24 protein-coding genes are annotated in these 24,622 nt (G+C 70.2%); 8 read left to right on the forward strand and 16 right to left on the reverse strand.

The window, feature by feature from the left end:
- Positions 1-143 precede the first annotated feature (143 nt).
- The 3 genes from dxs to ACFWW9_RS32270 form a co-directional block, all read right to left on the reverse strand.
- Positions 144-2,072 carry a 1-deoxy-D-xylulose-5-phosphate synthase gene (gene dxs, locus ACFWW9_RS32260; protein ID WP_390385777.1) on the reverse strand — a complete coding sequence of 643 codons (1,929 nt, stop codon included), beginning with the start codon at positions 2,070-2,072 and terminating at the stop codon, positions 144-146.
- Between the two features lie 168 nt (positions 2,073-2,240).
- Positions 2,241-3,521: a class I SAM-dependent RNA methyltransferase gene (locus ACFWW9_RS32265; RefSeq protein WP_390385779.1), complete on the reverse strand. Its 1,281-nt coding sequence runs from the start codon at positions 3,519-3,521 to the stop codon at positions 2,241-2,243.
- Complete coding sequence (locus tag ACFWW9_RS32270; RefSeq protein ID WP_390385781.1) at positions 3,518-5,512, reverse strand: APC family permease; 1,995 nt, start codon at positions 5,510-5,512, stop codon at positions 3,518-3,520. Before ACFWW9_RS32270 ends, ACFWW9_RS32265 begins: the two co-directional genes overlap by 4 nt.
- Positions 5,513-5,636: 124 nt before the next feature.
- Between ACFWW9_RS32270 and ACFWW9_RS32275 the strand changes: the two genes are divergently transcribed.
- Together ACFWW9_RS32275 and ACFWW9_RS32280 are read left to right on the forward strand one after the other, a co-directional pair.
- Positions 5,637-6,407, forward strand: a complete 771-nt coding sequence (locus ACFWW9_RS32275; protein WP_390385837.1) for a potassium channel family protein — start codon at positions 5,637-5,639, stop codon at positions 6,405-6,407.
- Entirely contained in the window at positions 6,407-7,063 is a 657-nt protein-coding gene (locus ACFWW9_RS32280) for a potassium channel family protein (protein ID WP_390385783.1), read from the forward strand. The genes ACFWW9_RS32275 and ACFWW9_RS32280 overlap by 1 nt, the downstream gene beginning before the upstream one ends.
- A gap of 51 nt (positions 7,064-7,114) precedes the next feature.
- Here the strand turns inward: ACFWW9_RS32280 and ACFWW9_RS32285 are convergent, their stop codons facing one another.
- The 4 genes from ACFWW9_RS32285 to ACFWW9_RS32300 form a co-directional block, all read right to left on the reverse strand.
- Positions 7,115-7,552, reverse strand: coding sequence for a type II toxin-antitoxin system VapC family toxin (locus tag ACFWW9_RS32285; protein ID WP_390385785.1), 438 nt, complete (start codon positions 7,550-7,552; stop codon positions 7,115-7,117).
- The gene (locus ACFWW9_RS32290) at positions 7,549-7,803 is read right to left on the reverse strand and encodes a type II toxin-antitoxin system Phd/YefM family antitoxin (protein ID WP_390385787.1); all 255 of its coding nucleotides are present in this window, start codon (positions 7,801-7,803) and stop codon (positions 7,549-7,551) included. Before ACFWW9_RS32290 ends, ACFWW9_RS32285 begins: the two co-directional genes overlap by 4 nt.
- A 124-nt stretch (positions 7,804-7,927) precedes the next feature.
- The gene (locus ACFWW9_RS32295; protein ID WP_390385789.1) at positions 7,928-8,692 is read right to left on the reverse strand and encodes a DUF3159 domain-containing protein; all 765 of its coding nucleotides are present in this window, start codon (positions 8,690-8,692) and stop codon (positions 7,928-7,930) included.
- Positions 8,689-9,066, reverse strand: a complete 378-nt coding sequence (locus ACFWW9_RS32300; protein WP_390385791.1) for an OB-fold nucleic acid binding domain-containing protein — start codon at positions 9,064-9,066, stop codon at positions 8,689-8,691. The genes ACFWW9_RS32295 and ACFWW9_RS32300 overlap by 4 nt, the downstream gene beginning before the upstream one ends.
- A gap of 110 nt (positions 9,067-9,176) precedes the next feature.
- Between ACFWW9_RS32300 and ACFWW9_RS32305 the strand changes: the two genes are divergently transcribed.
- Positions 9,177-9,890 (forward strand): alpha/beta fold hydrolase, encoded by a 714-nt coding sequence (locus ACFWW9_RS32305; RefSeq protein ID WP_390385793.1) that lies wholly within the window; start codon positions 9,177-9,179, stop codon positions 9,888-9,890.
- A gap of 46 nt (positions 9,891-9,936) precedes the next feature.
- On the opposite strand, the gene ACFWW9_RS32310 is transcribed toward ACFWW9_RS32305, so the two are convergent.
- A complete protein-coding gene (locus ACFWW9_RS32310) occupies positions 9,937-10,566 on the reverse strand; it encodes a DUF3710 domain-containing protein (RefSeq protein ID WP_390385795.1) in 630 nt (209 codons plus the stop codon).
- A 6-nt stretch (positions 10,567-10,572) separates the two neighbouring features.
- Entirely contained in the window at positions 10,573-11,067 is a 495-nt protein-coding gene (dut, locus tag ACFWW9_RS32315) for a dUTP diphosphatase (RefSeq protein WP_390385839.1), read from the reverse strand.
- 24 nt (positions 11,068-11,091) lie between these two features.
- Here dut and ACFWW9_RS32320 point away from each other — a divergent pair, with 24 nt between their 5' ends.
- A complete protein-coding gene (locus ACFWW9_RS32320; RefSeq protein ID WP_390385797.1) occupies positions 11,092-11,553 on the forward strand; it encodes a DUF3093 domain-containing protein in 462 nt (153 codons plus the stop codon).
- Between the two features lie 79 nt (positions 11,554-11,632).
- Here the strand turns inward: ACFWW9_RS32320 and ACFWW9_RS32325 are convergent, their stop codons facing one another.
- Positions 11,633-11,932, reverse strand: coding sequence for a DUF4193 domain-containing protein (locus ACFWW9_RS32325; RefSeq protein WP_106196725.1), 300 nt, complete (start codon positions 11,930-11,932; stop codon positions 11,633-11,635).
- A 369-nt stretch (positions 11,933-12,301) separates the two neighbouring features.
- Here ACFWW9_RS32325 and cei point away from each other — a divergent pair, with 369 nt between their 5' ends.
- Positions 12,302-13,102: an envelope integrity protein Cei gene (cei, locus tag ACFWW9_RS32330; RefSeq protein ID WP_390385799.1), complete on the forward strand. Its 801-nt coding sequence runs from the start codon at positions 12,302-12,304 to the stop codon at positions 13,100-13,102.
- A gap of 301 nt (positions 13,103-13,403) precedes the next feature.
- Here cei and ACFWW9_RS32335 read toward each other — a convergent pair whose 3' ends face one another.
- Positions 13,404-14,207, reverse strand: a complete 804-nt coding sequence (locus ACFWW9_RS32335; protein ID WP_390385801.1) for an inositol monophosphatase family protein — start codon at positions 14,205-14,207, stop codon at positions 13,404-13,406.
- A gap of 95 nt (positions 14,208-14,302) precedes the next feature.
- Here ACFWW9_RS32335 and ppgK point away from each other — a divergent pair, with 95 nt between their 5' ends.
- The 3 genes from ppgK to ACFWW9_RS32350 all read left to right on the forward strand — a co-directional run bounded on the left by ppgK (position 14,303) and on the right by ACFWW9_RS32350 (position 17,376).
- Positions 14,303-15,064 carry a polyphosphate--glucose phosphotransferase gene (gene ppgK, locus ACFWW9_RS32340; protein ID WP_390385803.1) on the forward strand — a complete coding sequence of 254 codons (762 nt, stop codon included), beginning with the start codon at positions 14,303-14,305 and terminating at the stop codon, positions 15,062-15,064.
- Between the two features lie 205 nt (positions 15,065-15,269).
- Positions 15,270-16,610: an RNA polymerase sigma factor gene (locus ACFWW9_RS32345; protein ID WP_390385805.1), complete on the forward strand. Its 1,341-nt coding sequence runs from the start codon at positions 15,270-15,272 to the stop codon at positions 16,608-16,610.
- A 583-nt stretch (positions 16,611-17,193) separates the two neighbouring features.
- Complete coding sequence (locus ACFWW9_RS32350) at positions 17,194-17,376, forward strand: hypothetical protein (RefSeq protein ID WP_106196729.1); 183 nt, start codon at positions 17,194-17,196, stop codon at positions 17,374-17,376.
- A gap of 520 nt (positions 17,377-17,896) precedes the next feature.
- On the opposite strand, the gene ACFWW9_RS32355 is transcribed toward ACFWW9_RS32350, so the two are convergent.
- The 5 genes from ACFWW9_RS32355 to ACFWW9_RS32375 form a co-directional block, all read right to left on the reverse strand.
- Positions 17,897-19,069, reverse strand: a complete 1,173-nt coding sequence (locus ACFWW9_RS32355) for an ROK family protein (RefSeq protein ID WP_390385807.1) — start codon at positions 19,067-19,069, stop codon at positions 17,897-17,899.
- Between the two features lie 5 nt (positions 19,070-19,074).
- On the reverse strand, positions 19,075-20,496 hold the full coding sequence (locus ACFWW9_RS32360; RefSeq protein WP_390385809.1) for a sugar ABC transporter permease: 1,422 nt from the start codon (positions 20,494-20,496) through the stop codon (positions 19,075-19,077).
- Positions 20,497-20,513: 17 nt separating this feature from the next.
- Complete coding sequence (locus ACFWW9_RS32365) at positions 20,514-21,287, reverse strand: ATP-binding cassette domain-containing protein (protein WP_390385811.1); 774 nt, start codon at positions 21,285-21,287, stop codon at positions 20,514-20,516.
- Between the two features lie 95 nt (positions 21,288-21,382).
- Positions 21,383-22,513: a sugar ABC transporter substrate-binding protein gene (locus ACFWW9_RS32370; RefSeq protein WP_390385813.1), complete on the reverse strand. Its 1,131-nt coding sequence runs from the start codon at positions 22,511-22,513 to the stop codon at positions 21,383-21,385.
- A 297-nt stretch (positions 22,514-22,810) separates the two neighbouring features.
- On the reverse strand, positions 22,811-24,544 hold the full coding sequence (locus ACFWW9_RS32375) for a DEAD/DEAH box helicase (RefSeq protein WP_390385815.1): 1,734 nt from the start codon (positions 24,542-24,544) through the stop codon (positions 22,811-22,813).
- Positions 24,545-24,622 lie beyond the last annotated feature (78 nt).

Below are 24,622 nucleotides of genomic sequence, written 5' to 3' on the forward strand. Positions count from 1 at the left end.
CCCGGGCCGGGGCGCGTGGGGTTCCGGGGGGGGTTGTGGGCGGGCGCGGGCCCCGGGGGGGGGGGCGGGGGGGCCGTCGCCAGCGGGTTTCGGCGAAGCGCTGAAGCGCTGGAATGCCTAGGGGCGCTGTCGGTGGAGGCTTGTCAGCTCTCCGCCTTGGCGTTCAGTTCGGACTGCTGGGTCGGGGTTTCGACCATGCGGCCTGCCACCCACTCGGTGACCCTGCGGGCCACGCCCTGGGCGGTGAGGCCCAGTGCGGCCAGGACCTCGGGGCGTTCGGCGTGCTGGTGGAACTGCTGCGGGACGCCCAGGTCGCGCAGCGGCACCTCCACGTCGGCGTCGCGGAGTGCCGCGGCGAGGGTCCAGCCGAAGCCGCCGTGCCTGCCGCCGTCCTCGACCGTGACGACCAGCTTGTGGTCGGCGGCCATCTCCACCAGCTCCGGCGGAACCGGGTGGATCCAGCGCGGGTCCACGACCGTGACGCCGATGCCCTGGTCCGCCAGGCGTTGGGCGGCGGCCACGCCGAGTTCGCCGAACGCGCCGACGGGGACGAGCAGGACGTCGTTGCTCTCGCCCTCGGCGGGCCTGCGGAGGACGTCGACCGTGCCCACGCGTTCCAGCGCCGGCAGGTCCGCGCCGACGGACGCCTTCGGGTAGCGGACGACCGTCGGGGCGTCGTCGATCAGGACCGCCTCGCGGAGTTCCTCGCGCAGCGTCGCCGCGTCGCGCGGGGCGGCCACGTGGATGCCGGGGATGAGGCCGCAGACCGACATGTCCCACATGCCGTGGTGGCTCGCGCCGTCCGGGCCGGTGATGCCCGCGCGGTCGAGCACGACGGTGACGCCCTGCTTGTGCATGGCGACGTCCATCAGCAGCTGGTCGAACGCGCGGTTGAGGAACGTCGCGTAGATGGCGACCACCGGGTGCAGGCCGCCCATGGCCAGGCCCGCGGCGGACGTCATGGCGTGCTGCTCGGCGATGCCGACGTCGAAGCAGCGGTCTGGGTACAGGCCGGCGAACTTGTCCATGCCCACCGGGCCGCGCATGGCGGCGGTGATGGCCACGAGGTCCTCGCGCTCGCCGCCGAGCACGGCCAGCTCGTCCGCGAAGACGTGCGTCCAGGTGCGCTTGGACGGGCCGACGGCCTCGCCGGTGATGGGGTCGATGACGCCGGTGGCGTGCATCTGGTCGGCCTGGTGGTTCTCGGCCGGGGCGAAGCCGTTGCCCTTGCGGGTGACCGCGTGGACGATGACCGGCCCGCCGAACGCCTTGGCGCGCAGCAGCGCGGACTCGAGCGTCGGCAGGTCGTGGCCGTCGACCGGGCCGATGTACTTCAGGCCGAGGTCCTCGAACATGGCCTGCGGGGCCAGCGCGTCCTTGATGCCGCGCTTGGCCGCGTGCAGCGCCGCGTAGAGCGGCTTGCCGAACAGCGGGGTGCGCTGCAACGCGCGCCTGCCGCTCTCCAGCACCTGCTCGTAGCCGGGCCGCAGCCGCAACGAGGAGAGGTGGTCCGCGAGTCCGCCGATGGTCGGCGAGTACGAGCGGCCGTTGTCGTTCACGACGATCACGACCGGGCGGGTCTTGTCCGCCGCGATGTTGTTGAGCGCCTCCCAGCACATGCCGCCGGTCAGCGCGCCGTCGCCGACGACCGCCACGACGGTGCGCTTGGCGCCCTGGAGCTGGAACGCCTTGGCCAGGCCGTCCGCGTAGGACAGCGCGGTCGAGGCGTGGCTGTTCTCCTCCACGTCGTGCTCGCTCTCGGAGCGCGACGGGTAGCCGGACATGCCGTCGCGCTGCCGCAGGGTGTCGAACCCGTCGCGGCGGCCGGTCACGATCTTGTGCACGTAGCTCTGGTGCCCGGTGTCGAAGACGACCGGGTCGTGCGGCGAGTCGAAGACCCGGTGCACGGCCACGGTCAGCTCGACCACCCCCAGGTTGGGGCCCAGGTGACCACCGGTCCGGGAGACCTTGTCGACCAGGAATCCCCTGATCTCCTCCGCGAGCCGCACCAGCTCCTCGGCGGTCATCCGTTTCAAGTCCGCCGGTCCCTGCACGGATTCCAGCAGCGTCACCGCTCCACCTCGCCTGTGGTCTGCGTCGGTTCGGATTACGCATCGTGGTGGACGCGCATCGTCCGGTCAGTCTACGGAGGCACGGCTGAGACGCAGTTCCTCACCCGCTTGCCCTCACCAGGACGTGAAGACCACCCGTCCGGTTGGCTTCTCAGGGTGTATGGAGGCTCACGTTCGGGGGACGAGGAGCGCCACGCACTCGACGTGGTGTGTCATCGGGAAGGCGTCGAAGGCCCTCAGATCGGCCAGCTGATACCCCAGTTCCGCGAACGTCGCCACGTCGCGTGCCAGCGCGGCGGGGTCGCAGGCGACGTAGACCACCCGAGCGGGTGAACGCCGGGCGATCTCGGCGACGACGACCTTCCCGGCTCCCTTGCGGGGCGGGTCGAGCACGACGACGTCCGGGTTCTGGTCGACGAAGTCGGGCGAGGACAGGACGTCCTCGACCTTGCCGCGGCGGAACCCGACCTGGGCGAGGTCGGACAGGTTGGCGACGCCGTCCTGGATCGCCTGGTGGGAGGACTCGACGACCTCGACGTGACCGGTGGGGCCCACCTGCTCGGCCAGCACGGACGCGAACAGCCCGACACCGCCGTAGAGGTCCCACGCGAGCTGGCCGGGGTCGCAGGCCGCCCACTCGCGGACGACCGCGGCGAGGGTGTCCGCGGCGGCCGGGTGGACCTGCCAGAAGCCCTCGGCGTCGAGCCGCCACGTGCGCTCGGCGGCGAGTTCGACGGCGGTGCCGCTGCCGCGCCTGCGGATCGGCCTGCCGGGAACGGCGCGGCGGCCGTTGCGCGGCTGGGGCTTGCCGGACTCGGTGATGTGGACCTGGCCGCCCGCGTCGCGGGTGATGGACAGCTCGCCGCCGACGGTCCACTCGCGGCGCACGGCCTCGTCGAGCGCGCCGGGGGCGGCGATCACGCACTCGTCGACCACGACGATGTTGTGCCTGCGGTGGCCGCGGAACCCGGCCCTGCGCTCGGGGCCGACGGCCATGCGCATGCGGGTGCGCCAGCCGCCCGGACCGCCGGGCAGCTCCTCGACGACCACGGCGCGGTCGACGTTCGCGAGCCGGTGCAGCTGCTCCTCGACGACGGCGGCCTTCAGGTCGCGCTGGGCCTCCCACGAGGCGTGCTGCCAGTCGCAGCCGCCGCACAGGCCCGGCCCGGAGAACGGGCACGGCGGTTCGACCCGGTCGGCGGACGGCCGCAGGATCTCGACCGCGTCGCCGCGGCAGAACGAGCCGCCGGTGTCGTCGGTGATCACGACGACCGCGAGTTCACCCGGAAGGGCGTGCCGGACGAACACGACCCGGCCCTCGTGGCGGGCGACGCAGTGGCCGCCGTGCGCCACCGGCCCGACCTCGACCTCGAACCGGCGGTGCCGCCAGTTCGGCTTCTCCACGACCGGGGGCGTGCCGTCGTGTCCTGCGGGTTCTGGCGAAGTCACCTGGGGTCCCTCTTGTCCAAACCACGACGGATCGCGCCGGGCGCGACCACGTCCTTCTCGTGCACCCTGCTGGAGGACGCGAGCTGCCACGGCACGCTCGTCACCATCACACCGGGTTCGAACAGCAGTCGCCCCTTGAGCCGCAGCGCGCTCTGGTTGTGCAGGATCTGCTCCCACCAGTGGCCGACCACGTACTCGGGGATGAACACCGTGACGACGTCGCGCGGGTTGTCCGAGCGCATCCGCTTCACGTAGTCCAGCACCGGTTTGGTGATCTCGCGGTAGGGCGACTCGATCACCTTCAACGGGATCTTGAAGGCTTCCTTCTCCCAGTCTTGCACGAGCTTGCGGGTGTCCGCGTCGTCGACGTTGACCGTGACGGCCTCCAGCACGTCCGGCCGGGTGGCCTTGGCGTAGGCCAGCGCGCGCAGGGTCGGCATGTGCAGCTTGGACACGAGCACCATGGCGTGGTTGCGGGCGGGCAGCATCTTCTGCCGCTCCTGCTGGCGCAGCTCCTCGGCGACCCGGTCGTAGTGCCTGCGGATCGCGGTCATCAGGGCGTAGATGGCGGCCATCGCGGCGATGGCGATCCACGCGCCCTTGGTGAACTTGGTGATCAGCACGACGACCAGCACGGACCCGGTCATGACCAGGCCGACGGTGTTGATCGTCTGGGAGCGCCGCATGCGGTTGCGGGCCGCCGGGTCCTCCTCGGTGGACAGCAGCCGGTTCCAGTGCCGGATCATGCCGAGCTGGCTCAGCGTGAACGACACGAACACGCCCACGATGTAGAGCTGGATCAGCCTCGTGACCTCGGCGTCGAACGCGATGACCAGCACGATCGCCGCGCCCGCGAGGAACACGATGCCGTTGCTGAACGCCAGCCGGTCGCCTCGGGTGTGCAGCTGGCGGGGCAGGTAGCGGTCCTGGGCGAGGATCGAGCCGAGCACCGGGAAGCCGTTGAACGCGGTGTTGGCCGCGAGCACGAGGATCAGCGCGGTGACCGAGGCGATGAAGTAGAAGCCGACCGGGAAGCCGTCGAACACCGCACCGGCGATCTGCGCGACCATCGTCTTCTGCTCGTACCCCGGCGGGGCGCTGATGATCTGGCGGGCCGGGTCCTCCGCCATCCGCACGCCGGTGACCTGGGCCAGCACGATCAGGCCCATCAGCATCGTGACGGCCATCAGGCCCATCAGCAGCAGCGTGGTGGCGGCGTTGCGCGACTTCGGCTTGCGGAACGCGGGCACGCCGTTGCTGATCGCCTCGACGCCGGTGAGGGCCGCGCAGCCGGACGAGAACGCGCGCAGCACCAGGAAGACGAACGCGAGGCCCATCAGGTGGTCGTCCTCGGCGCGGATCTCGACCGTCGAGCTCTCCGCGTGCATCACGTCGCCGAGCACGAACACCCGGAAGAGGCCCCAGCCGATCATCAGCAGGATGCCGATCATGAACGCGTAGGTGGGGATCGCGAACGCCGTGCCCGACTCGCGCAGGCCGCGCAGGTTGATCGCCGTGAGGATGACGATCGCGGCCACGGCGAACTCGACCTTGTGCGTGGCCACGTACGGCAGCGCCGAGCCGATGTTCGCCATCGCCGAGGCGATCGACACGGCCACGGTGAGGATGTAGTCGACGAGCAGCGCGCTGGCCACCGTCAGGCCCGCCCGGCGGCCGAGGTTGACCGTGGCGACCTCGTAGTCACCCCCGCCCGACGGGTAGGCGTGGACGTTCTGCCGGTAGCTCGCGACCACGACGAGCATCACGGCCACGACCACGAGACCCACCCACGGCGCCATCGTGTACGCGGACAGCCCCGCCACGGACAGCACCAGGAAGATCTCCTCCGGCGCGTACGCCACGGAGGACATGGCGTCCGAGGCGAAGACCGGCAAGGCGATGCGCTTGGGCAGCAGGGTGTGGGCTAGTCGATCACTGCGGAAGGGCCTGCCGACGACAAGGCGCTTGGCCGCGGTTGCGAGCTTGGACACGGGTTCAGAGCGTAGGTGCTCCGGTCACCGTTTCGGACCAACCACCTGCGTTTGAGCGTGATATCTCCACGCCGCCGCGGGGTATCCGCGCGAGCGGGGACGGCGGGGCCCGGAGGAACCGGAAATCCCGGACAGCGGGGCCCGGACTCCCGCCGCTCGCGGCGGGCCGTCCAGGGTAGGTTCGGTCACGCCAGTCGCGCGGGTCACCGCGCGAAAGACGAGGAGGCACGCAGTGCACGTGGTGATCATGGGGTGCGGCCGGGTGGGGACATCCCTGGCCAAGGCCCTGGAGCGACTTGACCACCAGGTCGCGGTCATCGACAAGAACGCGCAGTCGTTCCGGCGCCTGGGGGCCGACTTCCACGGCCAGCAGGTGGTCGGCAACGGCTTCGACCGGCAGGTGCTGATCGAGGCCGGGATCGAGCGCGCGGGTGCCTTCGCCGCCGTGTCCAGCGGGGACAACTCGAACATCATCTCGGCGCGGGTGGCGCGCGAGACGTTCGGGGTCCAGCACGTCGTGGCGCGCATCTACGACCACAAGCGCGCCGAGGTGTACGAGCGCCTCGGCATCCCGACGGTCGCGACCGTCCCGTGGAGCACCGACCGGTTCCTGCGGGTGCTGGTCCCGGAAGGCTCCACGACGGCGTGGCGCGACCCGTCCGGCACGGTCGCCGTGCTGCCGATCAGCGTCCACGAGGACTGGGTCGGGCACTCGGTCGCGGAGCTCCAGGAGGCCACCGGGAGCCGCGTCGCGTTCATCATGCGGTTCGGCACCGGCGTGCTGCCGGACTCCAAGTCCGTGGTCCAAGCAGACGATGTGATCTACGTCGCAGCCCTGTCCGGCACCGTCACCGACGTGACCGCCGCGGCCGTTCGCGCACCTGAGGAGAGCTGATGCGGGTCGCAATCGCGGGCGCGGGAGCCGTGGGCCGGTCCATCGCGCAGGAACTGGTGTCCGACGGCCACCAGGTGATGCTGATCGAGCGCGACTGGGCGCACTTCGAGCCGCACACCGTGGAGCAGGCGGAGTGGGTGCAGGCCGACGCGTGCGAGCTGTCGTCGCTCGAGGACGCCGGGATGCAGCTCTGCGACGTCGTCATCGCCGCCACCGGCGACGACAAGGTCAACCTCGTGGTGTCGCTGCTCGCCAAGACCGAGTTCGCGGTCAAGCGCGTGGTCGCGCGGGTCAACGACCCGGCCAACGAGTGGCTGTTCACCGAGTCGTGGGGCGTGGACGTGGCGGTGTCGACGCCGCGCATCCTGGCCGCGATGGTCGAGGAGGCCGTGACCGTCGGCGACGTGGTCCGGCTGCTGACGCTGCGCCAGGGCCAGGCGAACCTCGTGGAGATCACCCTCCCCCACGACACCCCGCTGGCCGGTGAGCCGGTGAGCGAACTGGTGCTGCCGCGCGACGCCGCGCTCGTGACGATCCTGCGCGGCGGCCGGGTCATCGTGCCGTCGGCGGAGGACACGTTCGAGGGTGGCGACGAACTGCTGTTCGTGGCCACCGCGGCCGTCGAGCAGGACATCCGCGCCGCACTGGGCTACTGAAACGACCCCGCCCCGCCCGGTTCACGACCGGGCGGGGCGGGGATCGGTGCGTCAGACCGGCCGCTCGGTCGCGGTGTCGGCGGTGGCCATGCCCAGTTCCGCGCAAGCCTTGAGCAGCTTCTGATCCCCGCTCGCCACCACGAGGTCGTGGTCGTCGATCTGCTCGGCGGACGCGCAGTGCACGGCGTCGTAGCCGCGCAAGGCGAGCTGGTGCGCCAAGACAGCCGCTCGTGCGGTGACGATGCCATCGACCTCGACGACCTCGAACTCCTGCCACATCCGTTCGAGCTGACCCAGGGCACGGCCGTGTTCGGGATCGCTCAACCGGCCCATCCTCAAGCCCTGCGCCAGTGCCGCGGCGGACTCCACGTAGAGCAGCCGGGTGGTGACCACGCTGTCCGACTGGTTCCAGAAGTACCGGCAGAACTCGCTGCTGGGCTCGCTGAGGAGCAGCGGGACGAACGCCGAGGTGTCGAAATAGCCGATCAACGTCGCTGTTCCTCGATGAGATCGCTGATGGAGCCTGCCGCGACGACGGGCTCGGGCGCGGGTTGTTTGCGCCTCGACGCGGGACGGACACGACCTTCCGCGATGAGGCGCTCCAGCGCCGTCGGCTGGTCGACGGGGACGATCCGGGCAATGGCGTGCCCGTGGTCGGTCACGACGACGGTTCGACCCTTGCGCACTTCCGCCAGGTGACGGCTGAGCCCGTCTCGGAGTTCTCGAATGCCTATCTCCACGCCACACCTCCAGTAGCCACAATCCTACCTCTAAAAGTGGCCACATACGCCGCACTGGGCTGCTGAAACGACCCCGCCCCGCCCGGTGCACGACCGGGCGGGGCGGGGATCGGTGGTTCGGGGGTCAGCTCTCGGTGACCGGCTTCGTGGTGGCGTGCGGCTCCGGGGGGTGCGCGTAGCGGGCGCGCAGTTGCTCCTCGGTTTCGCGGACCTCGGTCGCCTCGGCCTCCTCGATGGCCTTGAGGCGCTTGTCCGAGCGGCGGACCGCCCACACGGTCGCGGCCACCGCGATCGCCATCAGCGGGTAGCCCATGGCGAGGCGGGCGAACGCCAGCCAGCCGACGGACGCCGTGTCGTACAGCCACTGCTGCACGACGAAGCGGGAGCCGAAGACCAGTGCCCACACCAGCGTCGCGATGTCGTAGTCGCGGATCGACGCCTTGTTCTTGCGCCACGTCGTGCCGCGGCCGTTGAGGGCCGACCACACGACGCCCGCGAGGGGCCAGCGGACCACGATCGACAGCACGAAAGCGCCCGCGTAGACCAGGCTCTGCCAGATGCCGAACAGGAAGAAGCCCTTGGCGGAGCCGGTGCGGTAGGCGATGAACGCCGCGACGCCGACGCCGAACAGGCCGGACACCGCGGGCTGGATCGAGCCCTTGCGGACCGCCAGCACGATGCCGATCAGCACCGCCGAACCGAGTGCGCTCCAGATCGCGGGGTACAGCCCCGCGAAGGTGTTGACCAGCACGAACACGACGACCGGGAGCGAGGAGTAGACGAGGCCGCTGACGCCGCCCATCTGCTCGAGCATGGTCGGCATCTTCTCGGGCTCGTCGGTGGTGCTCTTCTGCTCGTCCGTCACGTCCTGGCCGTTCGTCGGGGTCATGAAGCGTTCTGCAGCTCGTAGTACGGGTTGTAGAGCACCTTGCGCCCGTCGCGGACGGCGATGCGGCCGCGGGCCTTGATCGTGCGCCCCGGCTCGATGCCCGCGATGCGGCGGCGCCCCAGCCACACCAGGGTGACGCCCTCGGTGCCGTCGAAGAGTTCGGCCTCCAGCGTGGCGGCCGAGTCGCGCGGGCACATCTCCACGCTGCGGAGCCTGCCCATCACGGTGACCTCCTCACCGGACTTGCAGTCGCACGCGCGCATCGCGCCGACGGCCTCGGCCTTCCGGGAGAGGTCTTCCGCGTCCAACTCGGTCGCATCGCTGGTGAGGCGACGCATGAGACGACGCCAATAGCCGTCTCCGGAAACACTCATCCCCGACTCCTGGTGGATCACAAGGGGCATCGACGACGAAGCCCGTACGAACTCCAGGGTAACCGGGCGCGGGGGCGCCGGTATCCGACTGGGGGAGGATCCTCGCCGTGATGCGCCCGATGGTCGATCTGGTCGGCCGAACCGCAGTCCTGCTGCCCGGAACCGCCTCCGACGAGGTGTTCGTCCGCAGCGTGTTCGAGGAGCCGTTGGCGCAGGTGGGGATCGGTGTGACCGCTCCGCCGACGGTGTCGGTGGAGGAGCACCTGGCGGCGTTGGACGCGGCGTGGACCGGCACGCCGCTGCTGGTCGGCGGCGTCTCGCTCGGGGCGCACGTGGCGGCGGCGTGGGCCGTGCGGCACCCGGAGCGGTGCGCGGGCCTGCTGCTGGCGCTGCCCGCGTGGACCGGGGACGCCGGGGACGCGCCCGCGGCGCTGTCCGCCCGTGCGGGCGCGGCGGTCGTGGAGCGCGACGGCGTCGACGCCGCGCTGGTGGGAGTGGACGGGTGGCTCGGCGCGGAGCTGTCCCGCGCCTGGCGGCGGCACGGGCCGGGACTGGCCCCGACGTTGCGCGCGGCGGCCCGGTCGGCGGCCCCCACCACCGCGGAACTGGCGGGGGTGCGGGCGCCTGCGGGGGTGGCCGCGTGCAGCGACGACCCAATTCACCCTGTCGGGGTCGCCCGTTCGTGGACGGTCGCGCTGCCACGTGCGGAGTTGCGCACCACGACGCTCACGGCGTTGGGCGTCGACCGGGCCGCCCTGGGGCGGGCCGCGGTGCTCGCGCTGGCGGCCGCGCTGGTCCGGACGACCGACTTCGGTCGACACTGAAGCGATAGTCGGGGTGGGGCCTCCGAGGAGGCCCCGCCCCGGCCGGTCAGCCGCCCGCCTGCGCGGCGATGTGCTTGGCGATGGCCTCGGGCAGCTCGATCGGCAACGGCGTCCGCACCGGCATCGGCTGCGTGCCGCGGACCACGATCGTGCCGCGCAGCAGCTCGTAGAGCGCCTCGGCCACGACCGGGGCCTGCTCCTCCGGGCCCGCCGCGACCCCGCGCAGCAGCCAGCGCGGACCGTCGACGCCGACGAAGCGCAGGTGCACGCCGCTGTTGCGGGCGGTGATCTCCTCGCCCCACTGGCCGTTCTCCCGGTTGATCCGGGCACCGTCCTCCTTGAGCTGCGCGATCAGCTCCGCGCCGACCTCCTTCCAGAGGCCGCCCGTGCGGGGCGCGGCGAACGCGCTGACCGTGAGCTGACCGGCGGGCGTGAGCAGGTGCACCGCGCGCACCGCGCCCGCCGGGTCCATCTCGACCTGGAGCTGCGCGCCGTCGGGCACCGGCAGCCTGACGGAGCCGAGCTCCAGCCTGGTGACCTCGTCCCTGGGCGCTTCGGACTCGTCGTACGGGCCGTCGTCGGCCACGTCCAGCTCGTCGCCACCGAACTCCGCGTCCTGCTGCGCGGTCTCCCGGTTCGTCGCGTGCCTGCCCCGCTTGCGGCGCCGTCCGAACATCTGCGTTTACCCCTCTGTCCGCTGCATGGCGTCGGCCTTCGCCGTCGCCGCGAGCACGCCGTGCCCGCCAGTAGAGCCGTACCCACCCGTGCCGCGCTCGGAGCCCGGCAGTTCGTCGACCTCGCGGAACACCGCGTGCTCGATCCGTTGGACCACCAGCTGGGCGATCCGGTCGCCCCGCGAGAGCCTGATCGGCTCGCGGAGGTCGTGGTTCACCAGGCAGATCCTGATCTCGCCCCGGTAGCCCGCGTCGATGGTGCCCGGCGTGTTGACCACGCTGAGCCCCACCCTGGCGGCGAGACCGGACCGCGGGTGCACGAACCCGGCGAAGCCCTCGGGCAGCGCGATCGCGATCCCGGTGCCGACCACCGCCCGCTCGCCGGGCTCGATCACCACGTCCTGAGTGGTGACCAGGTCCGCGCCCGCGTCACCCGGACGGGCGTACGTTGGCGGTGGGACTCCCGGATCGAGCCGGGACAGCAAGACCTCGACGCTGGGCACGGCGGGCGAGATTACCCTGCACACGTGAGCAAGAGTGCTGTGACCGCCTCAAGTGACTTCCAAGAGCGGCTGTACGTCCCCTGGTGGGGCTGGCTGCTGCCGGTGACCGCCGCGGTGCTGCTGGCCGCGGAGATCCACATGGGCTTCCCCGGCGTCCGGTCGTGGCTGCCGTACGCGATCACCGTTCCGCTGGTCGTGCTGCTGATCGTGCGACTCGGGTCGTTGAAGGTCGCGGTGGGCGACGGCGAGCTGCGGGTGGGTGACGCGCACGTGCCGTTGGAGCTGCTCGGCGAGGTGGAGGTGTTCACCGCCAAGACCAAGCGGAAGGCGATGGGCCCGAACCTGGACCCGGCCGCGTTCGTCGCGCACCGCGGGTGGGTGGGGCCGATGGTGAAGGTGGCGCTGGAGGACCCGGAGGACCCGACGCCCTACTGGTTGTTCAGCGCCCGCCACGCCGACCGGCTCGCGGAGCTGCTGAAGAAGTGAAACGCGACTGGGCGCCACCCCTTCGGGTGAGCGCCCAGCGTCGTTCTAGTGGTGCTTTCGTTCCGGTGGTGCGGTGCGGTCAGGCGCAGTCGCGGCAGATGTACTGCCCGTTGTGCTCCTCGGCCAGCCTGCTGCGGTGGTGCACCAGGAAGCACTTGGAGCAGGTGAACTCGTCGGCCTGCTTCGGCAGGACCTTGAAGGTGAGTTCCTCACCCGAAAGGTCGGCGCCGGGCAGCTCGAAGTTCTCGGCAGTCGCGTCCTCGTCGACATCGACTACGCCGGACTGCGTTTCGTTGCGCCGCGCCTTCAGCTCCTCGAGAGAGTCTTCAGCGAGCTCATCGGCCTCGCTGCGACGCGGCGCGTCGTAGTCGGTCGCCATCTTGTTTTCACCCCTGCGGTCTACGGAGACTGTGTTCGTGTCGCTGGTTAACGTCCCAGCGCCCCTTTTTGTGCCCCGTCGTCCAGTGACGGGGGTCTCGCCCGGGTCGTCGAGCGCCAACCCCCTGTTAGTTGACGCTTCTGGTGACTCAACGGTCCCGGAGCGCGCAGAGGGTAGCTCACCGATCCGGGGGCCACGCATCGGGTTCCCCCTAAATGAGCAGAAGGGTGACAGGACCCACGTACGCTGGCCCGATAGGCTGTGCACGGGCTCCGGCCCACCCGCCGCGGCAGTCCGCGCGGCCCCAGCGGCGGTCAACCCTCCGCTACCGGGTGATAACGGGCGGCTACAGCCGGTCGGGGACGCGGGATGGTCCCCGACCACCTAGGCTGGTTCACGGCGAGCACATGGGCACAACGCCAGGGGAGGTCGGCGGACGTGGGACCCGCGAGCAATACGGGGAGCAGCGGGTTGTCGCGGTACAAGCGGCGACGACCGCTACCGGCGCTCATCCTTTTCGTGATCCTGGCGGTGGGCGCGGTGTTCGTGTGGGCGAAAGTCCTCAACACCGCGAACGACGTCGACCTGGCGATCCGGTGCAACTCACCGGGCAGCGCACCCGCCCCCTCCTCGACAGCGCCCCCGGTCGACCCGGCGGCCCCGGTCGTCGAGGCGCCGAAGCTGGGCAACGTGCTGGCGCACGACGCGCTGGACCGGACCGACCCGGCGCCCGCGACCGACATCCAGTTCCGGGTGTTCAACGCGAGCACGCAGCGCAACCAGGCCCGGTTCGTGGCCACGACGCTGACCGAACTCGGCTTCAAGCAGGCCGCCGAGCCGGACAACGACCCGGTGTACCCGGCGCAGGACATGACGTGCCGCGGCCAGATCCGCTTCGGCGCGCCGGGCGCGAGCGCGGCCAGGACGCTGAGCCTGATCGAGCCGTGCCTGGAACTGGTGCGCGACGAGCGGCAGGACGCGACGGTCGACATCGCCATCGGGAAGAAGTTCGACGAGGTGAAGCCGAACCACGACGCCCGCAAGGTGCTGGACCAGCTGGCCGACTGGGCCGACCAGCAGCCGGACCAGTCCGGCGGGCAGGCCGCGGAGGCGAGCGCGCCGACCGTGGTGGCGTCCAACGTGGCGGGCGCGCGGGACGTGCACTGCTAGACGAGAGACCTGCGGTGCGGGCGGTTCGGCTTCGGCCGGGCCGCCCGTTCGCTTTTCCGGGCTTGGCTCGCTTCGACCAGGGCGAGCCAGGAGTCCCCCGGTGGTCGGGACCCCCGACGCACACGCTACGACGGGGGTACGACAGTTCCGGGAAGTCGAGTTCGGGGAGGTCCGATCGGCGGCGGGTGCCCGAAACGGCGCACCCGCGACCGGTCACGACCACCCGCGCCTGTTTCGCCGTCCGCGCGACACGCCGTCGCCAGGATCGGACTTCGGGTCTCCGCAGGTGCCGGAAAGCCGATCACACCAAGCCGAAGTCGCACTCCACCAACGCATTGCGGAGGTTGTCGGCGATGCCCGGCGCGGCCGCGAACGTGGCGTCCGCGCCCAGTTCCGGGTCTTCGCCGGGGAGGCGGACGACGGCTCCGGCCTCGCTGGCCACCAGCGCGCCCGCGGCCCAGTCCCAGCGGCCGAGCGCGTGTTCGGCGTAGCCGTCCAGCCACCCCGCGGCGACCGAGCACAGGTCGAGCGAGGCCGCGCCCGCGCGGCGGATGTCCCGGACCCGCGTCGACAGCGCGGCCCACGTGGTGGCCTGCCGCTGCCGCCGTTCCGGCCGGTAGGCGAACCCGTAGCCGATGAGCGACAGCTCCAGCCGGGTCACGCCGGACACGCCGAGGCGCACGCCGTCCAGGTACGAGCCGTGGCCGCGGGCGGCCGTCCACACGCGACCGCTGACCGGTTCCAGCACCGCGCCCGCGACCGACACGCCGTCGAGCTGCGCGGCGATCGAGACGGAGTACCACGGTAGGCCGTACAGGTAGTTCACGGTTCCGTCGATCGGGTCGACCACCCAGGTGAGGCCCTCGACGGCGGCGCTCCCGCCCTCCTCCTCGCCGATGACCGGCTCGCCGGGGCGCAGCACCGCCAAGCGGTCGCGAACGAGCTGCTCAGAGGCCCTGTCGGCTTCGGTGACGACGTCGGTGGCGGTGCTCTTGGTGTCCACCTGGGCCGTCACGGCGGCGTGCCGGGTGCGCAGGACGAGGTCGGCGGCCTCGCGGGCGACGGTCACCGCGACGTCCACCAGCGGGCGAGGATCGAAACTCAACTGTTCCACCTACGTCACTCTCGCGGGACTATCCGGTGTGCTCAGGCTAGTGTCTGCGGCCACGGTTACTGAATCGAGTAGGAAGGCCATCGGGGATGGGCATTACCCGCGGGTTCGGTGTGGACATCGGTGGCTCCGGCATCAAGGGCGGCCTGGTCGACCTGGAAGCAGGCGCACTGGACGGTGAGCGGCTGCGCATCACCACGCCCCAGCCGTCGACGCCCGAGGCGGTGGCCGAGGTGGTCGCCGACATCGTCGCGAAGTTCGAGTGGACCGGTCCGGTCGGCATCACGCTGCCGTGCGTGGTCAAGCACGGGGTCGCGCTGACGGCGGCCAACGTGTCCAAGCAGTGGGTGGACACGGACGCGCGCGCTCTGTTCGCGAAGCGGCTCGGGAAGCCGGTCGAGGAGGTCGTCGTGCTCAACGACGCCGACGCGGCCGGGATGGCGGAGATGCGCTACGGCGTCGGACGCGACCGCGACGGCCTCGTGGTGCTGCTGACGTTCGGCACCGGCATCGGCAGCGCGGTGTTCCTCGACGGCAAGCTCGTCCCCAACACGGAGTTCGGCCACCTCGAGGTCGACGGCCACGACGCCGAGTCGAAGGCGGCCGCGTCGGTCAAGGAGGACAAGGGCCTGTCCTGGGCCGAGTGGGCGCCGCGGGTCTCGCGCTACATCACGGTCCTGGAGAACCTCGTGTGGCCGGATCTGGTGATCGCGGGCGGCGGGGTCAGCAAGAAGGCCGACAAGTGGTTGCCGCTCCTCGAAGTGCGCACCGAAGTCGTCGCCGCGGCGTTGAAGAACGACGCGGGCATCGTGGGCGCCGCGGCCGCCGCCGCGCACGGGATCAGGCACTGATCCGGAAAATCCCTTACTCGATCTAGCTGCGGGAACACCTGTTCAACCCCCTCTTAAGCGAGCGGGGCGCAACAGCACGCGATTCTCGTCGTTACAATGGAACGGTGCCCCGCCGGATGGCTTCGGCGGGCTCTCCCCCGAACTCTGGCGTCCGAGGTTTCGCGCCCTTCGGATCGCCGTGATCGACAGTCGCGAAAGGGCGTACGTGGCAGCCGCAGAAACCGCAACCCGACGCTCGAGCACCACGAGCGCCGCGAAGACGACCTCGGCCGCAGCCGGTGAGTCTGAGGAGACCCCCAAGGCCGCCTCGGCCCGCAAGGCTCCGGCTCGCAAGCCCGCCGCGGCGAAGACTGCGGCGGCTGGCAAGACGGCGGCCAAGGCGCCTCGCAAGACCGCCGCCAAGGCCGGACCCGCCAAGGCGAAGAAGGACGGCGACGAGCCGGACGACCTCGAAGTGGCGCCCGGTGACGAGGACCTCGGCGAGGACGTGGTCATCGTCGACGAGCCCGTCGTCGACGAACCCGAAGAGGCCGAGGACGAGAAGAAGCCCGGCGAGGGCGACTTCGTCTGGGACGAGGAGGAGTCGGAGGCCCTGCGGCAGGCCCGCAAGGACGCCGAGCTCACCGCCTCCGCCGACTCCGTCCGCGCCTACCTGAAGCAGATCGGCAAGGTCGCGCTCCTCAACGCCGAGGAGGAGGTCGAACTCGCCAAGCGGATCGAGGCGGGCCTCTACGCGGCGGAGCGGGTGCGCCGGGCCGAGGACGAGAACGAGAAGCTCACCCCGCAGATGCGCCGCGACCTGCGGTGGATCGTCCGCGACGGCGAGCGCGCCAAGAACCACCTGCTGGAGGCCAACCTCCGCCTCGTCGTCTCGCTGGCCAAGCGCTACACCGGCCGCGGCATGGCGTTCCTGGACCTGATCCAGGAGGGCAACCTCGGTCTGATCCGCGCGGTCGAGAAGTTCGACTACACCAAGGGCTACAAGTTCTCGACCTACGCGACGTGGTGGATCCGCCAGGCCATCACCCGCGCGATGGCCGACCAGGCCCGCACCATCCGCATCCCGGTGCACATGGTGGAGGTCATCAACAAGCTCGGCCGCATACAGCGTGAACTCCTGCAGGACCTGGGCCGCGAGCCCACGCCCGAGGAGCTCGCCAAGGAAATGGACATCACCCCCGAGAAGGTGCTGGAGATCCAGCAGTACGCTCGGGAGCCCATCTCGCTGGACCAGACGATCGGCGACGAGGGCGACAGCCAGCTCGGCGACTTCATCGAGGACTCCGAGGCCGTCGTGGCCGTGGACGCGGTGTCGTTCACGCTGCTGCAGGACCAGCTCCAGTCGGTCCTCGCGACACTGTCCGAGCGCGAGGCCGGCGTGGTCCGGCTGCGCTTCGGCCTCACCGACGGCCAGCCGCGGACGCTGGACGAGATCGGCCAGGTCTACGGGGTCACCCGTGAGCGGATCCGGCAGATCGAGTCGAAGACGATGTCGAAGCTGCGCCACCCGTCGCGCTCGCAGGTCCTGCGCGACTACCTGGACTAAGCGCTTCCCGGTGAAGGCCCCGCACTCCGGTGCGGGGCCTTCACCGTGTTCTGGGGTCGGGTTCTCGGGTCGTGGTGGAGCCCCGGTGGAGCGGAACTCGTGGGGAAGCGGGCGAATCGGGCGCGGATGGCGTCTTGCGGGCCTCGAAAGTGGACGGACGAGGTCACGGGACGGTCTCCGAACACCCGGTTAACGACAAGATCCGCGTCCGAATGGTGGAACCGAGGGCCTTGTTCGCTGTGAGCTGACCAAAGTGTTATCGATCACACCAACGGCCGCACGGGTCCCACCACTTGGAGCAATCCGAGGCCTGCGGCGGCCAAAACGCCTGGTCTGAAAGCGTTGCCACGACTGCGGAAAGTGATGTTGAACCCCGCGATTCGGCGTTCGGGACGGTTCGACACACCGACGAGTGGGTAAATCGCGAGTGACGCGCGTCGCCACGTCGACGGGAACACTGACTTCCGCGCGAACGTCTGAGAGAGTGGAGCCAGCGAGCACCGCGCACCAGCCAGATGCGTAGTGGTCGCAGCTTGGTAAGAGGGCACCGAAATCCTCGGTGCCGGGACGGAGGGAGACTCTAATGACTACACCCACGCTCACCCGCCCCGAGTTGACCGCTGCCGACCGCTGCGACCGCTGCGGGGCTGCTGCCCAGGTTCGCGCCGTACTCCCCTCCGGGGGCGAACTGCTGTTCTGCGGGCACCACGCCCGCGAGCACAGCACGAAGCTGCGCGAGCTCGCTGCCGAACTGCAGCAGGGCTAACAATCGGGGCCGTGTGTGGCCCTCAAGCACCCTTGCCGTTCCGGGGCGGGGATCCTTTCGGGGATCCCCGCCCCCCTCGCGTTTCTGGGGGCTGTGCTGCTTAGCGGGGTCCGGACTGTGACTGCTGCTTCCAGCCGGGTCCGGACTGCGACGCTGCTTCCAGCCGGGTCCGGACTGCGACTGCTGCTTCCAGCCGGGTCCGGACTGCGACTGCTGCTTCCAGCGGGGTCGGTCAGCAACGGAGACTTCCAGCGTGATGTGGCCGATTTGACTTGGGGCCCCTAGATTTGACCCTTTGTCGGGCCAAAACGGCAGGTGTAGAAGCCGGAAGCCCGACAAATTTTAAGGGCCAAATCCCCCAAGTAAAATCGGCCACGCTTCGCGTCGCCGCAGGTCAAGTAGGTAGTCATGCAGCTCTAGAGCCGGTCTGGTCGGCCGGGCAGTCATGCAGCGCTAGAGCTGGTCTGGTCGGCTCGGCAGTCATGCGGCACTGGAGTTGGGCGTTGATCTTGGGCTGTAGCTAAACCGTGCCCAGTACGGGTTCGAAGGCTGCTTCGGCTGCGCCTACCAGTTTGGCGTCTCTGCCCAAGGGGGAGCTGACGATGCGGGTGCCGCCTACTGCTCTGCTGACCAGGCTGCGGCGTTGCACCACCGATCTGACCTCTGCCACCACTGGTTCCGGTAGGGCGGTGAAGAGGTCGCCCAGCACCACCAGTTCCGGGCCCAGCATGTTGACCACGGTTACCAGGCCTACTGCCAGCCATTCCGTGAACTCGCCCAGGCGGTGCATGACGCTGTCGGGGTCTGCTGCCAGGGAGCGCAGTTCCGCTACTACCGCGCCGCGGGAGGCGTTCGCTGGTAGGGCTAGGGCGCGGCACAGGGCCGCTTCGCCTACCTCGGTCTCCCAGCAGCCCTCACAGCCGCAGTAGCACGGTAGGCCTCCTGGGCGTACGACCATGTGTCCCAGTTCGCCCACGTAGCCGCCTGTGCCGCGCAAGGGGGTGCCGTTGGAGATCACGCCGCCTCCCACGCCCACGTCCGCGGAGATGTAGACCATGTCCGACGCTCCGCGTGCCGCGCCGCGGACGTGTTCGGCGAGTGCGCCCAGCTCGGCGTCGTTTCCGACCTGTACTGGGAGGCCCATGACCGCGCTGAGGCGTTCGCCCAGTGCGACGTTGGTCCAGTGCAGGTTCGGTGCCTCGTGGACCCAGCCGTCGGAGCGGCGGACCACGCCCGAGACGGAGACGCCCACGGCTACCGGTTGGAGGTCCAGTTCGTCCGTGAGGAGTTTCGCCGACTCGACGATGTGGGTGATGACCTCGCGAGGATCGCGGGTGCGGGTGTGCAGGTTCCAGCTGTCCCTGCCGATGATCTCCCCGCCCAGCCCCACCATCGCCATGGCCACCTGCTCGACACGGATGTCGATGGCCAGGACGACGGCGGCGTGGGGCTGGGGAAGGACCAGCAGCGAGGGCCGTCCGGCCCCGCTGCGTTGCGCGGGTACCCGTTCGGCGACGACTCCGGTCTCGGCCAGGCCGTCCACCAGGGCTTTGATCGTGCTGCGGTTGAGCCCCAGCTCAGCCGCCAGCGACGCCCTGGTGGACGGACCGTCGACGTGCAACCGGCGCAGGAGCGCCGTGCGGTTGTGCCTGCGGACCTCGTCGGGCCGGGCTCCCGCGGTCGGTGATGTCACCGTCGCTAGGAAGCGGCCGAACGACGACGCGACAGCGCATCCACGCTGGCGGCCAGGAGCAGCACGAGGCCGGTGACGATGGAGACCACCGCGGCCTCCTGCTTGAGCAGGCCCAGGCCGTTCTCGATGATCGCGATGACCGCGCCACCGATGACCGCGTCGCGCAGACGGCCCTTGCCGCCGAACAGCGAGGTGCCACCGATGACCGCGGCGCCGACCGCGAACAGCAGCGTGTTGCCGCCACCGGAACTGGGGGCGACCGAGCCGACCTTCGAGGAGTACACGATGGCGCCGAGAGCGGCGACCGACGAGCAGATCACGAAGACGCTCATGCGGATCTTCGGCACGTTGATACCGGCGCGGCGGGCCGCCTCGGCGTTGCCGCCGACCGCGTAGATGTGCCTGCCGTACTGGGTGCGGTCCAGCACGAACGTGCCGAGGGTGAGCAGCGCCAGGACGATCGGCACCACGTACGGCACGCCCAGGATCGTCACGGTCGGGTTGACCGCGCGGTTCTGGGTGAGCAGCAGGGTGGCGACCGCGCTGAGCACGACGACCAGGCCGACCTTGATCAGGACGAGCGGGGTCGGCTGGGCGACGAGGCCCTTGCGCAGCCTGCCGAAGTGCCGGTTGAGCACGACGGCGGCGTAGCCACCGGCGGCGATCAGGAACAGGATCCAGCTGCTCGTGGTGCCGAGGTTGCCGTTGGCGACCTTGAACAGCACCTCGCTGTTGCGGATGGGCAGCGTGCCGCCCTGGCCGATGAACTGGAGGACGACACCGCCCCAGGCGAGGAACAGGGCCAGGGTCACGACGAACGACGGGATGCCGACCTTGGCGACCAGGTAGCCGGTGAGGCTGCCGATCGCGGTGCCGATGCACAGCGCCAGCAGCATCTCGATCCACGCGTTCGGCGGGACGCCGAGCAGCAGGATGACGAGGCCGACGACGGGGAGGACCACGCCGGGCCAGATGCGCAGCAGCGCGGAGAGGACGGCGGCGAGCACGAGGAAGACGAGCACGATGTAGAACACCGTGTCGCCGAACGCGGTCAGCATGTTGCCGTTCTGGACCAGGTGCAGCGCCATCACGGAGGCGGCCACGCCGGACGCGGTGCCCGCGGACAGGTCGATCTCGCCGAGCAGCAGCACGAAGACGAGGCCCATCGCGATGATCACGATGCCCGCGCCCTGCGCCAGCAGGTTCGCGATGTTGCCGAGTGTCAGGAAGGTGTCGGACTGCGAGCTGAAGAAGATCACCAGCACGAGCAGGCCGAGCAAGGCGGGCAGCGAGCCGAAGTCGCCGCCGCGGACCTTGGCCACGTACTCCCGCAACGCCTCGCCTGCGGACTTGGAGGTCGTGTCGATGCCGAAGTCGGAAATGGCCCCGGTCTCGGGAGCCTTCTCACCGGTGGGTGTGTCGGTCATGTTCAGGTCCTCAGGCATCAGATGGTCGCGGTTTCCGGGCGGGCGATGCCCAGGTCGCCGGAGCGACCAGCGGTGATCAGCTCGACCACCTGTCCGTGGGTGACGTCCTTGGTCGGCACCTGCGCCGCCATCCGGCCCAGGTACAGGCACGCGATGCGGTCGGACACCTCGAAGACGTCGTTCATGTTGTGGCTGATGAGCACCACGCCGAGGCCCTGTTCGGCGAGCCTGCGGACCAGGTCGAGCACCTGGCGGGTCTGCGCCACGCCGAGTGCGGCGGTCGGCTCGTCGAGGAGCACGACCTTGCTGTCCCAGAGCACGGACTTGGCGATCGCCACGGTCTGCCGCTGGCCGCCGGAGAGCGACGCGACGGAGGTGCGGACGGACTTCACCGTGCGCACGGACAGCGAGGCGAGCGTCTTGCGGGCGGCCTGCTCCATGTCGGACTCGTCGAGCAGCCCGTACTTGCCGCGCTCCCGGCCGAGGAACATGTTCTGGACGATGTCCAGGTTCTCGCACAGCGCGAGGTCCTGGTACACGACCTCGATGCCGTACTCGGCCGCCTCGCGCGGGCTGTGGATGGTGACCGGCTGGCCTTCGAACAGCACTTCGCCCGAGTCGATCGGGTGGATGCCGGCGATGGACTTGACCATGGTGGACTTGCCCGCGCCGTTGTCACCCACGAGCGCGGTGACCTCTCCGGCCCGCACGGTGAAGTCGACGTCGTGCAGCACGTGCACTGGTCCGAAGCTCTTGTTGATGCCGCGCAGCTCGAGAATCGGCTCGCTCACGGCTGTCCTCCAAAACCTGGGTATTCCGGCGGAAACCGCGGCGGGCGCCAGTCGGGGGCTGGCACCCGCCGCGGCGGTTGCGGTGAAGCTGCTGGCTACTTGATGCCGAGCTCGGTGCAGACGGCCGCCAGGTCGGCGACGCAGATCTCGGAGGCCTTGACGGCGCCCGCGTCCACAACGGACTTGACCTTGTCCTTGGTGATGAGCTGGGCGTCCAGGAGCACGGACTTCACGTCGCGGTTGCCCTTGGTGTCCTTGGTGGTGCCGGTGGCGATCTTGTCGGCGCCCGCGGTGTCACCCTTGGCGAGCAGGCCCGCGAGCTTCGCGGTGGCCTCGGCCTCGGACTTGATCGGCTTGAAGACGGTCATGTACTGGTCGCCGCGGAGCACGGCCTGGAGGCCGTCCGGGGTGGCGTCCTGGCCGGTGACCGGCACCTTGCCGTTGAGGCCGAACTTCTTCAGCACGGTGATCACGGCGCCCGCGAGGCCGTCGTTGGCGGCGACGACGCCGTCCACCTTCTGGCCGTTGCCGGTCAGGATCTGCTCGAAGACCTGGCCGCCCTTCTGGTTGTCCCAGTTGTCGATCGGCTGGGACTGGACGAGCTTCAGGTCGCCGGAGGTGTACAGCGGCTTGAGCACCGACTCCTGGCCCTGGGTGAACAGGGTGGCGTTGTTGTCGGTCGGGGCGCCCTCGATCTGGATGACCTCGGCGCCCTTCTTGTCCTTCAGCGCCGTGGCCATGCCCTGGCCCTGGAGCGTGCCGACCTTCACGTTGTCGAAGGACACGTAGTACTTCGACGTGCCACCCAGGTTCAGGCGGTCGTAGTCGATGACCGGAATGCCCTGCGCGTCGGCCTTGGCGGCCACCGCGGCACCCACGGAGGAGTCCGGGGACGCGATGATCAGGACCTTGACACCGGCGTTGATCATGCCGTCGGCGAGGGTCGAGAACTTCTGGACGTCACCCTGGGCGTTCTGGATGTCGGCGTCCAGGCCTTCGGCCTTGAGCGCGGCGGTGAGGAGGGGCTTGTCGAAGCCCTCCCAACGGGCGGAGGAGGCGGTCTCCGGGAGGATCACACCGACCTTCGTGCCGCCGGCTGCCGCGCTACCGGTGTCGCTGGTGCCGGTGGAGCTGCTCCCACCGGTCGAACTGTTGGCACCGCACGCCGTCATGGCCACGGCAAGGCCGGTACCTACGGCGATGAGGGCGAGGCTCTTGCTGCGCATCCGCCATCCCTTTCAGACTGCACTGCCCGAGGACCGGACAGAAAATGTTGTGGCGCACAACGTATGCCCTGTGACCGGGTGACCGGAACCACACTGCATCGATAAAGAAGGCACGATGCTGCAACGGAGAGGTAACCGAGCCGACATGTGACTACTGCAAATGCATGTCAGGGTCACGCTCGGTCACATTAACCGGTTGCGTAGTGTGTCGACCGTCTCATTTGGTGCGGAGACGTGACGGGGCGGAAGACGCGATCCGACCGCCCGGCGAACGGACGGCGAACGATCCGCGAGGGGCTACCAGGACCGCAGGGTGGCGATGCGCTCTTCGAGCTGCTCGATGGTCGCCATGGCGGTGGGCGGGCCGCCGCAGTGCTCGCGCAGGGCGTTGTGGATCTTGCCGTGCGGCTTCTTGGTGCGGTGGTGGTGCATCGCGACGAGCGTGTTCAGCTCCTTGCGCAACGCGGCCAGCTGCTCCTGCACGCCCTGGGGGCGCGCGGCGCGCGGCGGGGCGGGCGGCTCGGCGGCCTTGCGCTTGGCGACCTCGACCAGCTGGTGCTCCTGGCGCTGCCGCAGCAGCGCGCGCACCTGGTCGGGCTCCAGCAGGCCGGGGAGGCCCAGGTACTCCTGCTCGTCGTCGCTGCCGTGGAACGCGGCCGTGCCGAACGAGGACCCGTCGTAGATGACCTGGTCCAGCTCGGCCGAGGCGCCGAGCGAGGTGAACGCCTTCTCCTCCTCGCCCTCCTCGTCCTTGGTGCGGTTCGCGTCGGCCAGGAGCTCGTCGTCCCAGCCGTCCTTCTCGCGGTGCGGCTTGCCGAGGATGTGGTCGCGCTGCTGCTCCAGCTCGCTGGCCAGCCCCAGCAGCACCGGGACGCTCGGCAGGAACACGCTGGCCGTCTCGCCCTTCGCGCGCTGGCGCACGAACCGGCCGATGGCCTGGGCGAAGAACAGCGGGGTGGACGAGCTGGTGGCGTAGACGCCGACGGCGAGCCGCGGCACGTCGACGCCCTCGGACACCATCCGGACCGCGATCAGCCAGCGCTCGGTCGTCTGGGAGAACTCGGCGATGCGGCCCGACGCCTTGGGGTCGTCGGAGAGCACGACGGTCGCGGTGTGGCCCGTGACCCGCTGCAACACCTCGGCGTACGCCTTGGCGGTGGTCTGGTCGGTGGCGATGATCATGGCCCCGGCGTCGGGCATGCCGCCGTTGCGCAGCTGGGTCAGGCGCATGTCGGCGGAGATGATCACCGACTTGATCCAGTCGCCGCTCGGGTCCAGCGCCGTGCGCCACGCCCGCGCGGTCTGCTCCGTCGTCAGCGGCTCGCCGAGGCGGGCGGTGAACTCCTCGCCCGCGCTGGTCCGCCAGCTCGCCTCGCCGGAGTAGGCCAGGAAGATCACCGGCCGGACCACGCCGTCGCGCAGCGCGTCGGAGTAGCCGTAGGAGTGGTCGGGCTGGCTGCGCATCAGGCCGTCGCCGCCCGGCGCGTAGGAGATGAACGGGATGGGCGAGTCGTCGCTGCGGAACGGCGTCCCGGTCAGCGACAGCCTGCGCACGGCGGGCGTGAACGCCTCGCGGATGGCGTCGCCCCACGACTTCGCGTCGCCGCCGTGGTGGACCTCGTCCAGCATCACCAGGGTCTTGCGGTTCTCGGTGCGCACCCTGTGCAGCGTCGGGTGGGCCGCGACCTGCGCGTACGTCACCGCGACCCCGTGGTAGTCGCGGGAGGTGACGGCGTTGGTGTTGCGGAAGTTCGAGTCGATCGCGATGCCCACGGCGGCCGCGGCCTGAGCCCACTGGTGCTTGAGGTGCTCGGTCGGCGCGACGATGGTGATCGACTCGACGGTGCGGTCGGCCAGCAGCTCGGCCGCGACCCGCAGCCCGAACGTGGTCTTGCCCGCGCCGGGCGTCGCCACGGCGAGGAAGTCCTTCGGCTTCGCGGACAGGTACTTCGTCAGCGCTCGCCGCTGCCACGCCCGGAGCGGGCGCTGGGCGACCGGGGACTCGACAACCTGCGTGTCGGGCTGTGCCACGAACTCATCGCTCCTTCAGCGCAGGTCAAAGGTGTGCTGTGACAGTCGAATGCCCTCAGGCCGGTGTGGTCCCGCGAC

The sequence above is a fragment of the Umezawaea sp. NPDC059074 genome, assembly GCF_042738955.1.
Taxonomy (GTDB): domain Bacteria; phylum Actinomycetota; class Actinomycetes; order Mycobacteriales; family Pseudonocardiaceae; genus Umezawaea.

Bases quoted from the DNA above. Each gene is read 5' to 3' on its own strand.
- ACFWW9_RS32300 (WP_390385791.1), bottom strand. From the start codon at position 9,066: ATGAGTGTTTCCGGAGACGGCTATTGGCGTCGTCTCATGCGTCGCCTC.
- ACFWW9_RS32360 (WP_390385809.1), bottom strand. From the start codon at position 20,496: ATGACCGACACACCCACCGGTGAGAAGGCTCCCGAGACCGGGGCCATT.
- ppgK (WP_390385803.1), top strand. From the start codon at position 14,303: ATGGGCATTACCCGCGGGTTCGGTGTGGACATCGGTGGCTCCGGCATC.
- ACFWW9_RS32295 (WP_390385789.1), bottom strand. From the start codon at position 8,692: ATGACCCCGACGAACGGCCAGGACGTGACGGACGAGCAGAAGAGCACC.
- ACFWW9_RS32280 (WP_390385783.1), top strand. From the start codon at position 6,407: ATGCGGGTCGCAATCGCGGGCGCGGGAGCCGTGGGCCGGTCCATCGCG.
- ACFWW9_RS32325 (WP_106196725.1), bottom strand. From the start codon at position 11,932: ATGGCGACCGACTACGACGCGCCGCGTCGCAGCGAGGCCGATGAGCTC.
- ACFWW9_RS32310 (WP_390385795.1), bottom strand. From the start codon at position 10,566: ATGTTCGGACGGCGCCGCAAGCGGGGCAGGCACGCGACGAACCGGGAG.
- ACFWW9_RS32305 (WP_390385793.1), top strand. From the start codon at position 9,177: ATGCGCCCGATGGTCGATCTGGTCGGCCGAACCGCAGTCCTGCTGCCC.
- ACFWW9_RS32350 (WP_106196729.1), top strand. From the start codon at position 17,194: ATGACTACACCCACGCTCACCCGCCCCGAGTTGACCGCTGCCGACCGC.
- ACFWW9_RS32370 (WP_390385813.1), bottom strand. From the start codon at position 22,513: ATGCGCAGCAAGAGCCTCGCCCTCATCGCCGTAGGTACCGGCCTTGCC.
- cei (WP_390385799.1), top strand. From the start codon at position 12,302: ATGGTCCCCGACCACCTAGGCTGGTTCACGGCGAGCACATGGGCACAA.